An 11443-nucleotide genomic window follows, 5' to 3' on the forward strand; every position below is an offset into this window, starting at 1 on the left:
AGCGTCGGATCGCCGACTTCCTTGACACCGAGACCACCCGCATCGACAGGATGCGCGAGGCGACGGCTCGCCAGGTCGCACTTATGGCTGAGCGGCCGACGCCCGACGACGGCACCCGCCGCAGCGCGATCCGGGTCTGGGACGAGAGCACCCGGCCCACCGGCCCGGCGCCGGACCCGGAACGCACCTACACCGCGCACGACCAGGCCAGCGCGCAGCACCTCATCGACGTGCACGACGGGCTGCGCGCCGAACTGGCCCGGCTCTACGAGCTGGTGGAGCAGGTGGGCGCCGGGCTGGTCGACGCGGGCACGGCCCGTTCGCACATCAACACCATGACGATCCGGCAGAACAAGTGGACGCTGGGCACCTACTGCGAGTCGTACTGCCGGGTCGTCACCACCCACCACACCCTGGAGGACCGGGGCGTCTTCCCGCACCTGCGGCGCGGCGACGCCCGCCTCGCCCCGGTGATCGACCGGCTGGAGCAGGAGCACCACGCCATCCACGACGTCCTGGAACGGGTCGACCGCGCCCTGGTCGCCTTCGTCTCCGTCGCCGACGGGATGCCGGAGCTGCGCGCGGCGGTCGACCTGCTCAGCGACACGCTGCTGTCCCACCTCGCCTACGAGGAACGCGAGCTCGTCGAGCCCATCGCCCGCCTCGGCCTGCACTGACTGCCGGCCCACGGCATCCCGGTGGCGCATGATCGGGGCATGGAACCACGATCCGCGCGGGGACACCGATGCGTGCCGCACACCGCCGACGTACGCATCGAGGCGTGGGCGCCGACCCGGGAGGAGTGCGTCGCCGAGGCGGTCGCCGCGCTGGTCGGGACGTTCGTGGATCCCGGGGCCCGGGCGGGCGGGGAGCGGGAGTTCCGCCCGCCGGCCGGCGACGACGGCGACCTGCTGGTGGGCGTACTCGACGAGGTGATCTTCCGGATGGAGACGGCGGGCGAGCTGCCGCTGCACACCGACGTGGCCGACGACGGCGCGGGCGGCCTGGTCGTGCGCTGGCGCACGACGGACACCGACGCCGTCGAGCTGGTCGGCGCGGTACCGAAGGCCGTCTCCCTGCACGAGCTGCGCTTCGGCCCCGACGGCGGGGGCTGGGCCTGCGCCGTGACGCTGGACGTCTGAGCCGCCGGGTCAGCCCTTCACCACGCCGAGCGGCACCAGCCGGGCCACCTTCCGGCACAGTCCGGCGCCCTCGGCTGCCGCCACCACCGCCGAGACGTCCTTGTACGCCGTCGGCATCTCCTCGGCCAGACCGCGCCGGGACGCGCCGCGCACCGCGATGTCCCGCGCCTCCAACCGGGCGCGCGGGTCGACGCCCCGCTCGGCCTTCACGGCCTGCTTGCGGCTCTGCACCCGCCCCGCGCCGTGGCAGGTGGACGCGAACGCGGGCGCCCCCGGCACGCCGGTGAGCACGTACGAGCCGGTGCCCATGGAGCCCGGGATCAGCACCGGCTGGCCCACGTCCCGCAGGTCGTCGGGCAGGTCGTCGTGGCCCGGCGGCAGCGCGCGGGTGGCGCCCTTGCGGTGCACGCACAGCGCACGCCGCTCGCCGTCGACGTCGTGCGTCTCGATCTTGGCGAGGTTGTGCGAGATGTCGTAGACCAGGTCGAGCCGGCTGCCGGTCACCCGGCGGAAGACCTTGCGGGCGGCGTCGGCCAGTAGCTGCCGGTTCGCCCGGGCGTAGTTGGCGGCGGCGGCCATCGCGCCCAGGTAGGCGCGGCCCTCGGCGGACGAGACCGGGGCGCAGGCGAGCTGCCGGTCCGGCACGTGGATGCCGTACCGGGCCATCACCCTCTCCATCCGCCGCACGAAGTCGGTGCAGATCTGGTGGCCCAGGCCCCGGGACCCACAGTGGATCATCACGCAGACCTGGCCGGGGCGCAGCCCGAAGGCGGTCGCGGCGGTCTCGTCGTAGACCTCCTCGACGGCCTGCACCTCCAGGAAGTGGTTGCCGGAGCCGAGGCTGCCGACCTGCCGCGCGCCCCGTTCGATCGCCCGCTCGCTGACCTCGCCCGGGTCGGCGTCCCCGACCGCGCCGAGGTCCTCGCAACGCAGCAGGTCCCGCTCGACGCCGAAGCCGCGCTCGACCGCGTACCGGGAGCCGCCGCGCAGCACCGCGTCCAGCTCCGAGTGCGCCGACAGGTGCCACACCGCGCCCTTGCCCATGCCGCGCGGGGTCGCCTCGCCGAGGCCGTCCATCAGCGCGCCCAGCCGGGGCCGCAGCCCGTCGCGGTCGGTGTCGGCGGCGAGCAGCCGGACCCCACAGGAGATGTCGAAGCCCACCCCGCCGGGCGAGACCACGCCGCCGTGCGCGATGTCGGTGGCGGCCACCCCGCCGATCGGGAACCCGTAGCCCCAGTGCACGTCGGGCATGGCGTACGAGGCGTCGACGATGCCGGGCAGCGTGGCGACGTTGGCGACCTGGTCCAACGCCTTGTCCTCCCCGGCGTCGGGCAGCAGCGACCGCGACGCGAAGACCACGCCCGGCACCCGCATCGGGTCCCGCCGGTCGATCCGGAAGCGGTACGGCGACTCCTCGACCAACTCCATTCCCGGCGGCTACCCGGGCGGTCCACGACTACACCTGCTCCCCGAGAGCGCCAGACGCCCCGCGGCCGGACGGCCGCACCGGTGGCGGGACAATGGAGCCGCCGCCCGCGCAGCCGCCGGCGGAAGCCCTCGATCGGCAAGGAGAACGGTCAGCGTGTCGGAAACCCCCGGGGTGGTCACGCCGGCGGAGGACCTGCGCGCCGACTGCGCCCGGTGCTTCGGGCTCTGCTGTGTCGCGCCCGCCTTCTCCGCCTCGGCGGACTTCGCCGTCGACAAGCCCGCCGGGCGCCCCTGCCCGAACCTGGGCGCCGACTCGCGCTGCGGCATCCACGCCGACCTGCGGGACCGGGGCTTTCCCGGCTGCACCGTCTTCGACTGCTTCGGCGCCGGGCAGCGGGTGGCCCAGCACACCTTCGGCGGGCGGGACTGGCGCGACGCGCCGGAGACGGCGACCCGCATGTTCGACACGTTCGCGGTGCTGCGCCCGCTGCACGAACTGCTCTGGTACGTGACCGAGGCACTGACGCTGCGCCCGTCGCCACCGCTGCGCGACGCGCTGGCCGGGGCCCGTGCCGAGACCGAGCGGCTGGCCCGGGAGACCCCCGAGGTGCTGCTGGCGCTGGACGTGGACGCGTACCGGGCGGGTGAACCCGCTGCTGTCCCGCGCCGGGGACGAGGCGCGGGCCCGGGGTGGCCCGCCGGGGGCCGACCGGCGGGGCGCCCGGCTGTTCGGCGCCGACCTGCGGCGGGTCGACCTGCGGCGGGCGAACCTGCGCGGCGCGCTGCTGATCGGGGCCGACCTGCGCGGCGCGGACCTGTCCCTGGCCGATGTGACCGGCGCGGACGTGCGCGGCGCGGACCTGCGCGGCGCCGACCTGTCCGGCAGTCTCTTCCTGCACCAGTCGCAGCTCGACGCGGCACGCGGGGACCGGCGCACCGCGCTGCCACCCGGGCGGACCCGCCCCGCGCACTGGTCGGCGCTGCCGCTCGCCCCACCCCGCCGCACGGGGTCCGGGGAGCCACCAGCGGACGCCTCCCGGCAGCGCTCACCCGGCCGCCCGAGACGTCGGCGCTGACGGCACGGCGCCCTGGCACGGTCCGCCGGGACGCACCGACGGGTCGCCCCGAGCCGGCCCGAGCCCGGCTCCGAGGCGGCGATCCCGGCAGCGCGGGTCGACGTTTCGGCCCGTCGGCCCCGGGTAGCCGGGGCCGGAACATCATCGTGGGCGACGGGGAGGCAGCGGTGGGGTATCGGGCACGCGACGGCGAGCTGCCGGTCGATCCGGCGCACGCCGAGGACGAGGCCGGCCAGGCCCGGCTGGTCCAGGTCGAGGCGGACACCGAGGTCCCGGCGCCGGACGACACGACGGTACGGCCCGACCTGGTCACCGAGGACGACGGATCCGGCATGGCGGGCGGCGCGTCGGGCGGCGCCGGCGGCGGGTCCAGCATGCCGGGCCACCCGGACGCGGCACGCTGAGCCGCGCGGGCGCACCGCGACCGGTCAGCGGCCGGCGGGCACCGTCGCCGTCCGGGCCTCGGTCATCCCCCGGTTGGCCAGCGCGTCGGCGCGCTCGTTCTCCGGGTGGCCGTTGTGCCCCTTCACCCACAGCCAGGTGATCTCGTGCCGGGCGCAGGCGGCCTCCAGCCGCTGCCACAGGTCGGCGTTCTTGACCGGCTGCTTCGCGGCCGTCCGCCAGCCGTTGCGCTTCCACGAGGCCAGCCAGCTCGTGATGCCGTTGCGCACGTACGTGCTGTCGGTGTGCAGCTCGACCCGGACCGCCCGGGTCAGGCTCTCCAGGGCCACGATGGCCGCCATCAGTTCCATCCGGTTGTTGGTGGTGGGGGTGGCCTCGCCGCCGCACAGCTCCCGCTCGTGCGCGCCGTAGCGCAGCACCACGCCCCACCCGCCGGGGCCGGGGTTGCCGCTGCACGCGCCATCGGTCCAGATCTGCACGACCCGGCCGGCCGTCTCGTCCGCCATGTCGGCAACCTACCGAATCTCCACCGGTGCCACGGCTGTCGGGGCGGCCGGCGCGGCGCGGGAGGCCGGCGACGGCTCAGCCCGACGGGCGCGCGGACCCCGTCGTCCCACCCCTTGGCGCCGGCCGCCGGGCCGGGCCGAGGCGGTCCCGGAGCCGGGCGACGGCGTCGCCGGCGGTGGCGGCGATCATCGGCGGCAGCCGGGTGGAGCTCATCACCGCGAATTCCTCCACGGGGGTGGTGGCGCCGTCGAGGAACCGCAGCACCCGCTCGGCGGGATTGCGCGCGAAGAGCCGGTCGAAGAAGTCCGGTCCGGCGACAGCGCCGGCGTCCAGCGCGCGCAGGGCCACCGCGTCCATCCAGCGGTGCCGACGGGGGTACGCCGGCCCCGGCACCGGCGGGCGGCCGGCGGCGAGCGCGCGGGCGACCTGCTCGGCCTGGCGGTGCATCGCGGAGAAGGTGAAGCCGGTGGAGGGTCGGGTGGCGCCGCCCGCCGTGCCGAGGCGGACCACCCGGGGCGAGGGACGCGCGTCGAACGGGCCGTCGGTCATCGGGATCACCCCGTTCTCCACCTCCCGGACGGTCAGCCGGGCCGGTTCGAGACCGAGCAGGTCCCGGTAGCCGGCCAGCGCCGCGTCGTACCCGGGACCGGTGAGCAGATCGGGTGAGAACTCGGTGTACTCCACCAGGGCGTGGCGGTCGTCCACCGGCAGGACGTAGCCGAAGGACACGCCCCGGGCGGGCTGCGGCGTGCGGAAGTCCATCAGCACGGCCCGCGCCGGGTCGAACACCGGCACCCCGGACTCCAGCCACCAGCCGCGGAAGTGCTGGAGCCAGTTGGTGCGGCCGGGCCGGCGGGGCGGCCGGGGCCGGGAGTCCAGCACCCAGGCCGCGCGCAGGACCTGCCCGCCCTCGCCGACGCGTACCGTCACCTGGCTGCCGTCGTCGTGCAGGGCGTCGACGGGTGCGACGATCCGCCGTACCCCCAGCCGCCGCTCGGCCTCGGCAGCCCGGTCGTAGACCGGGCCCGAGCGCAGCATGGCGTACCGCAGCGGGGCGAGGTCGAGGACGCGGCGGCCGGCGGTCGTCACCACCTCGACCTGGTGCCAGCTGGCGGCCAGCAGCGGATCCAGGTCGCCGCCGGGACGGTCCCAGAACGCCCAGGTCCGGTCCTGGCCCCGCCGGTGCACCGGGTCGACGACGGCGATCCGCAGGTCGCGCACGCCGTGCCGGTCCAGGGCGGCGAGCACCAGCGACGCGGCGCCGCCACCGCCGACCAGCGCCAGGTCGACGTCAGGCGGTGCGGAGGTGAACACGTCGACCACGCTGCCACACCGCCCCGGACGCCCGGGCACCGACCGGCCCGGATCGAGGGGGCGTCCGCCGGTCGCCGGGCGGCGGTAGGGTGCCAGCGGTCGCCCCCGGGCGACGGCCACCGCGTGACCGGGAGGACGCCCGCCGATGAGTATCACCGCCGCCAACGCGCTCACCGCCCGTTGGGCGTCCACGCTGGACGCCGGCCAGACGGTCGTCTCCGGCGCCGGCGTCTATCCGCTGCTGGCGCTGCTCGCCCGCTACGCCACCGATCCGGTCCGCGACGAGCTGCTCGCGGTCGCCCCGGACCCGGCCCGGTTCGACCTGGATCGCTCCCCCACCACCCGGCTCGCCCTCGCCGCCTGGGCGAGGCGAGGCCTGCCACTGGCCGACCGGTGGCTGCGGGAGGTGCCGGCTGCCATGCGCGGGGAGTTGACCGGCGATCCGGCGCACGACCAGCCGGCCCTCGACGACTGGGCCGCGACCCACACCGACGGCCTGGTCCCCCGGATGCCGGTGCGGGTCACCCCGGCGACCGCCATGGTGCTGGCCAGCGCGCTGTCGCTGCGCACCGAGTGGGCCACGGCGTTCCGCGACGCCTGGTGCCAGCCGTCCGCCGGGCCGTGGCACGGTCGCCGGCTCGCCGGGCTGAGCCGGACGAGTTACGACCTCGACGCGCTGCGGGCCGTCGACACCCCCGCCGGCCCGCTGAGCCTGCTGACCGTGCGGGGCGCCGAGGACGTCGACGTGGTGCTCGCCCTGGGTGCGCCGCAGCACGGGGCGGCGGCGGTGCTCCCGGCCGCCATCGGCGCGCTCGACGCACCGGCCGCGCTACCGGTCGCGGCCGGCCCCGGCGTCGACGAGCTGGTCGTCGACGCCGTCGACGACCGGCCGGAACTGCTCGTCTCCACCGTGGCCTTCACCGCCTCCGCCGACCACGACCTGCTGGAGCGGGCCGCGCTGTTCGGCCTGTCCACCGCGACCGGGGACGGCGACCACTTCCCCGGCATCTCCCGGCTGCTGTCCGTCTCGCAGGCCCGGCAGAGCGCCACGGCCACCTTCAGCGCGACGGGTTTCCGCGCCGCCGTGGTCACCGCCGTCGCCATGCGCGCGGGTTCCGCGCCGCCGCGGCTCACCGCGCGCAAGCGGCGGGTACGTTTCGACGTCGACCGGCCGTTCGGCTTCCTCGCCGTGCACCGGCCCACCGGGCTGGTGCTGCTCGCCGGCTGGGTGACCGATCCCGACCCTCGCGGCTGAGCACCGGGCGCGCCGCCGGGTGCGTGGTGACCGGGCTGCGGGGGCAGCCCCCGCACACCGGCGTGGGCGGTCTCGTCGTGGCGGCGGACGCGGAGACGCTCGCCGCCCTGCTGGCGGCGTCGACAGGCAGTTCCGGGCGGCGCCGGAGCGAAGGGCGGGCCGGCCCTGAGCGGCGCCGCCGGCCCGCGACGCGCCGGTGATCAGCGGCCGGCCGACGCTCAGCGTTCCCCGGCCCGCCTGCGGTAGACCACCTGCCGGCGAAGCGGACCGGAGTCGACCTCCGGATCGTCGAAGTCGTCGGCCGGATCGGTGGTCATGCCCAGGCGACGCATCACCGCCTGGGAGCGCACGTTGGTCGCGGTGGTGATGGCCAGGATCTCCGGCAGCCCGACGGTGTCGAAGCCGTACCGCAGGACGGCCCGGGCCGCCTCGGTGGCGTAGCCGTGGCCCCAGGCGGAGCGGACGAGTCGCCAGCCGGCCTCCACCCCCGTGACCGGCAGCCCGTCGTCGACCCGGTCCAGCCCGGCGAAGCCGACGAACGCTCCGCCGTCGCGGACCTCGACGGCCCAGAAGCCGTAGCCGAGCCGGTCGAGGTCGGCCTGGAACGACCGTGCCGAGGCGGCGGCCTGCTCGGTGGTGAGCAGCGGGCCGAGGTGCTCGCGTACCTCGGCGTCGGCGTTCATCGCGGCCCAGGGCGCGAGGTCGGACTCCTGCCAACCCCGCAGCAGCAGCCGCTCGGTCCTGATCTCCGTCACCGCGCGACACTAGCCGCCGAGCGGGCCCCGGAGCACGCGGGATTCGCCGGCCGTCAGTCCCGGGGGATGGCCTCGATGGTCGCCATGTTCCGCTCGCCCCACTCGCCGAGCGGCATCAGCGCCTCGTTGAGGGAGCGGCCGAAATCGGTGAGCGAGTATTCGACCTTCGGCGGGACCTGCCGATAGACCTCCCGGTGCACCAGCCCGTACGCCTCCATCTCGCGCAGTTGCTGGATCAGCATCTTCTCGCTGATCCCGCTGATCCCCCGCCGCACCTCGGCGAAGCGGCGGGGGCCCGCGTCCAGCTCCCACAGGATCAGCGCCTTCCACTTGCCGCCCACGACGTCGATCGCGGCGTCGAGCCCGCACGTGTAGGTCCGCTTCTTCACGTCGCCCTCTCCCACTTACCAAAAGGTAGGTACCTGAGAAAATAGTCAGTACTTGATGCTTCGCGCGTACGGAAACAGGATGGAACCGGCCCGGCGGCACGCGCAAGGGCCACCATCCCCGTTTCCGAAGGAGCACCCTCATGACCGACCGCGACCTGTCCCCGGTGACCGTGCTGGGCCTCGGGCCGATGGGCCGGGCCCTGGCCGGCGCACTGCTGGCCGCCGGCCACCCCACCACCGTCTGGAACCGCACGGCCGACCGGGCCGATCCCCTCGTGGCACGCGGCGCGCGGCGGGCACCGACCGTGGCGGCGGCGGTCCGGGCGAGTCCGCTGGTGCTGGCCTGTGTCATCGACTACGCCGCCGTCCGTGCCGTCGTCGAGCCGGCGGCCGACGCCCTCGCCGGGCGCACCCTGGTGAACCTGACCGCCGACACCCCGCAACGGGCCCGGACGATGGCGGCCTGGGCCGCCGGGCAGGGCGTCGACTACCTCGACGGGGCGATCATGACCCCGGCCCCCACCATCGGCGGAGCCGGGGCCCTGGTGCTCTACAGCGGGCCAGAACGGGTCTGGCACGCCCACCGGGGCACCCTGGCGAGCCTGGGCGGCTCGGCCGACTGGCTCGGCCCGGACCCGAGCCGTGCCGCCGCCTACGACGTGGCGCTGCTCGACGTCTTCTGGACCGCGATGAGCGGCATCACGCACGCCTTCGCCCTGGCCCGGGCGGAGGGGATCACTGCGAGCGAGCTCATGCCGTACGCCAAGGGAATCTCCGGTCTGCTGCCCGACCTCGTCGGCGACCTCGCGGGGCGAGTCGATGTCGGGAACCACACCGCCGACGTCTCCACCATCGCCTCCGCCGCCGCCACCATGTCGCACATCGTCGAGGCGGCCGAGGGGCACGGCATCCACGCCGGTACGCTCCGGGCGGCCGGCGAGGTCGTCGCCCGGGCGGTCCGCGCCGGGCACGGCGACGAGGACTTCTCCCGGCTGGTCCAGGTGTACGCGAAGGCCAGCGGGTAAGCGCCCCGCGTCACCTACCCGGTTGACCACCCGGGGCGCGAGGCTGGTCGACGGCGGCATCACGGCCGTCCCGTCCATGGTTGGCCAGCCCGGCGCGTTCATGCTCAGCGGCGGCGCGGAGGACACGTCCCTCGACTGGCGGGACGCCCTCGCGGCGTTCGGCGCCCACGCCCACGCCCACCTCGGCCCGGCCCGGCTCGGCCCGGCCCGGCCCGGCCCGGCTCGGCCCGGCCCGGCCAAGATCGCACAGCTTCCTGGAAGTAGTGGCCGCCAAGCGACGCGACGCCACTATTTCCAGGATCGAGCACGATCTTGTTCCCAGCACCGAGCACGATCCTGGCGAGTGGTGGTGGTTGGGCATGTCGCATGGCCATCCGGGGCGCGCAGCCGGACGCCCAGTGGCTGGGCGCCGACCCCGGGCAGGCGGCCGTGCACGACCTGGGTCTGCTTGCCGCGTAAAGGATGTTCGGCGGGTTCCTGCACGCACGACGCGGTGGATAACGGCGACGCTCTGGACAGGCAGCCTTCCGGTTGCCTAGCCTGACAGGCAGCCGGACGGGTGCATGTGCGAGGTGAGCGGGGATGGACGACGTGTTCCGGGCGCTGGCCGACGCGAGCCGGCGCCGGCTCCTCGACGACCTCAACCTCCGCAACGGGCAGAGCCTGCGCGAGCTGTGCGCCGGGCTCGACATGACCCGGCAGTCGGTCAGCAAGCACCTGGCGGTCCTGGAAGCCGCCAACCTGGTGACCACCGCCCGACGCGGCCGGGAGAAGCTGCACTACCTCAACCCCGTGCCGATCAACGCCATCGCCGAACGGTGGATCCACCGCTACGACCACGCACGGGTCCGCGCGCTCGCCGACCTGCAGACAGCACTGGAGCTAAAGCCGATGGAGAGTCCGACGTTCGTCTACACCACCTACATCAACACCACCCCGGAGCAGCTCTGGGCCGCGCTGACTGAGCCGGCGTTCACCCGCCGCTACTGGGGCGGTGTCGCGCTGCGGTCCGACTGGCAGGTCGGTTCCCCGGTGCTGTGGCAGGACGAGCCGGACGGCGAGTTCCGCGACCTGGGCCAGCGCGTCCTGGCCGCCGAGCCGTACCGCCGGCTCTCCTACAGCTGGCACGGCTTCCAACCGGAGCACGCCGCCCACTTCGGCTGGTCCGACGAGGAGCTGGCGGCTCGGCTCGACGAGCGACGGTCCCGGGTCACCTTCGACATCGCCCCGCACGGCGGATCCGTCCGGTTGACCGTCACCCACGACGAGTTCTCCTCCGGCAGCGAGATGCACCGGGCGATCAGCGGCCAGCTCGACGGCAGCGGCGGCTGGCCGGAGCTGCTGGCCAGCCTCAAGACCCTGCTGGAGACGGGAGAACCGCTGCCCGAACCGGGCCCGGAGAGCGCGACCACGGCGGGCTGACCCGGGCCGTCCGGCGGGGGACGCCGGGACGTCGGCGGCGGCAACCGGCCCCATCGGGACGACCGGTGCCAGCCGGCCGCCGCCGGGCAGACCTGCCACGACCCGGCCCCGACGACATCGACCCAACCAACCCTCGCGGGCGGGTCACGCCGGCATTTCCGCTGCTCCCTCCGCCTCCCGGGTGGACACGTGACGGCAACGAAGATTTCTCATTTTCACCGGATCGAGGTCCCAACCCTCCTAGGGTTGGTCACACCGGTGCTAGTCACGGAGTTGGCCACCCGAACGACGTCCCACGCAGACAGCGGACGAAAAGTGAGGGATCGCGTATGAAGGCGAAGACAGTACTCGTAACGGCGGCGGTCGGCGTGGGTCTCGGCACGCTCCTGCTCCCCGGCGCGGCGCTGGCCGACACCGTCGTCTCACCGGCCACCACCCCGGTCGGCGGGACGGTCGTGCTCACCGCGACGACCTGCAACCCGAAGTCCGGCGACGCGATCTTCCGCGTCACCGGCCCCGACCGCGACCAGAACGTCCGCTCCACCACGGCCGCGGCCGGCGGCGGGCTGAGCGCCGAACTCTTCACCGCCGGCTTCACCCTGGGCACCTACACGGTGACCGCGACCTGCGGCGACGGCAGCGCGGCCGGCAGCGCCACGTTCACCGTCACCCCGATCGGCGGGGCGCCGGCCGGCGGCCGCGACGCCGCCGACGGCACCGGTGCGCTC

General features: G+C 75.1%; 12 protein-coding genes and 2 pseudogenes. 9 read left to right on the forward strand and 5 right to left on the reverse strand.

The window, feature by feature from the left end; translation table 11 throughout:
• Together ABZ809_RS34045 and ABZ809_RS34050 are read left to right on the forward strand one after the other, a co-directional pair.
• Window positions 1–677, forward strand: a 677-nt coding sequence (locus ABZ809_RS34045; protein ID WP_357566769.1) for a hemerythrin domain-containing protein, incomplete at its 5' end; no start/stop codon positions are given.
• A gap of 39 nt (window positions 678–716) precedes the next feature.
• Window positions 717–1142: an archease gene (locus ABZ809_RS34050; RefSeq protein ID WP_357566770.1), complete on the forward strand. Its 426-nt coding sequence runs from the start codon at window positions 717–719 to the stop codon at window positions 1140–1142.
• A 9-nt stretch (window positions 1143–1151) separates the two neighbouring features.
• Here ABZ809_RS34050 and ABZ809_RS34055 read toward each other — a convergent pair whose 3' ends face one another.
• Window positions 1152–2570, reverse strand: a complete 1419-nt coding sequence (locus ABZ809_RS34055) for an RtcB family protein (protein ID WP_357566771.1) — start codon at window positions 2568–2570, stop codon at window positions 1152–1154.
• Between the two features lie 172 nt (window positions 2571–2742).
• On the opposite strand from ABZ809_RS34055, the pseudogene ABZ809_RS34060 reads away from it, so the two are divergent.
• Both ABZ809_RS34060 and ABZ809_RS34065 read left to right on the forward strand, forming a co-directional pair.
• Window positions 2743–3646 (forward strand): annotated as a pseudogene (locus ABZ809_RS34060) (pentapeptide repeat-containing protein).
• Between the two features lie 167 nt (window positions 3647–3813).
• Complete coding sequence (locus ABZ809_RS34065; RefSeq protein ID WP_357566772.1) at window positions 3814–4050, forward strand: preprotein translocase YidC; 237 nt, start codon at window positions 3814–3816, stop codon at window positions 4048–4050.
• A gap of 24 nt (window positions 4051–4074) precedes the next feature.
• Here the strand turns inward: ABZ809_RS34065 and rnhA are convergent, their stop codons facing one another.
• Window positions 4075–4554 carry a ribonuclease HI gene (rnhA, locus tag ABZ809_RS34070; protein WP_357566773.1) on the reverse strand — a complete coding sequence of 160 codons (480 nt, stop codon included), beginning with the start codon at window positions 4552–4554 and terminating at the stop codon, window positions 4075–4077.
• 76 nt (window positions 4555–4630) lie between these two features.
• Complete coding sequence (locus ABZ809_RS34075; protein ID WP_357566780.1) at window positions 4631–5869, reverse strand: lycopene cyclase family protein; 1239 nt, start codon at window positions 5867–5869, stop codon at window positions 4631–4633.
• 145 nt (window positions 5870–6014) lie between these two features.
• Here ABZ809_RS34075 and ABZ809_RS34080 point away from each other — a divergent pair, with 145 nt between their 5' ends.
• Entirely contained in the window at window positions 6015–7124 is a 1110-nt protein-coding gene (locus tag ABZ809_RS34080) for a serpin family protein (RefSeq protein ID WP_357566774.1), read from the forward strand.
• An 11-nt stretch (window positions 7125–7135) separates the two neighbouring features.
• A pseudogene (locus ABZ809_RS34085) lies at window positions 7136–7324 on the forward strand (hypothetical protein); the annotation flags it as partial.
• 18 nt (window positions 7325–7342) lie between these two features.
• Here the strand turns inward: ABZ809_RS34085 and ABZ809_RS34090 are convergent.
• Window positions 7343–7879 (reverse strand): GNAT family N-acetyltransferase, encoded by a 537-nt coding sequence (locus ABZ809_RS34090; RefSeq protein ID WP_357566775.1) that lies wholly within the window; start codon window positions 7877–7879, stop codon window positions 7343–7345.
• A gap of 53 nt (window positions 7880–7932) precedes the next feature.
• The gene (locus ABZ809_RS34095) at window positions 7933–8283 is read right to left on the reverse strand and encodes a helix-turn-helix domain-containing protein (RefSeq protein ID WP_357566776.1); all 351 of its coding nucleotides are present in this window, start codon (window positions 8281–8283) and stop codon (window positions 7933–7935) included.
• Window positions 8284–8408: 125 nt separating this feature from the next.
• Between ABZ809_RS34095 and ABZ809_RS34100 the strand changes: the two genes are divergently transcribed.
• The 3 genes from ABZ809_RS34100 to ABZ809_RS34110 all read left to right on the forward strand — a co-directional run.
• Entirely contained in the window at window positions 8409–9293 is an 885-nt protein-coding gene (locus ABZ809_RS34100; RefSeq protein ID WP_357566777.1) for an NAD(P)-binding domain-containing protein, read from the forward strand.
• A gap of 582 nt (window positions 9294–9875) precedes the next feature.
• A complete protein-coding gene (locus ABZ809_RS34105; RefSeq protein ID WP_357566778.1) occupies window positions 9876–10715 on the forward strand; it encodes a metalloregulator ArsR/SmtB family transcription factor in 840 nt (279 codons plus the stop codon).
• A 329-nt stretch (window positions 10716–11044) separates the two neighbouring features.
• Window positions 11045–11443, forward strand: a 399-nt coding sequence (locus ABZ809_RS34110; RefSeq protein ID WP_357566779.1) for a hypothetical protein, incomplete at its 3' end; no start/stop codon positions are given.

Source organism: Micromonospora sp. NPDC047074, assembly GCF_040643815.1.
Taxonomy (GTDB): domain Bacteria; phylum Actinomycetota; class Actinomycetes; order Mycobacteriales; family Micromonosporaceae; genus Micromonospora.